At 54.4% G+C, this 248-nt stretch carries 1 pseudogene; it reads left to right on the top strand.

Annotated features, from left to right (window positions below):
• Positions 1 to 18: 18 nt before the first annotated feature.
• Positions 19 to 248, top strand: a pseudogene (locus BQ17_RS20805) (helix-turn-helix domain-containing protein); the annotation flags it as partial.

The raw sequence follows: 248 nt of genomic DNA, 5'->3' as shown, positions 1-248 counted from the left end.
TCGCTTAGGAGGTACCCGATGAACAAAAAATATATTGTGCGTCTGACGGAAGAAGAACGGGCGCAGCTCAGCGAGTTGGTCAACAAAGGCCAGGCCGCAGCATACAAGATCAAGCACGCTAATGTTCTGCTCAAGGTCGATGCCAACGGACCGGATTGGAATGATGTGCAAGCTGCAGAAGCCTTTTCGTGTGCGCCGCGAACCGTGTCCAGTCTGCGCGAACGCTGTGTCGAACACGGGCTTGAAGC

The sequence above is a fragment of the Candidatus Thiosymbion oneisti genome, from assembly GCF_900092655.1.
GTDB lineage: Bacteria > Pseudomonadota > Gammaproteobacteria > Chromatiales > Chromatiaceae > Thiosymbion > Thiosymbion oneisti.
Note: the sequence above shows the minus strand (reverse complement) of the source record. Positions and strands in the feature narration are given on the sequence as shown.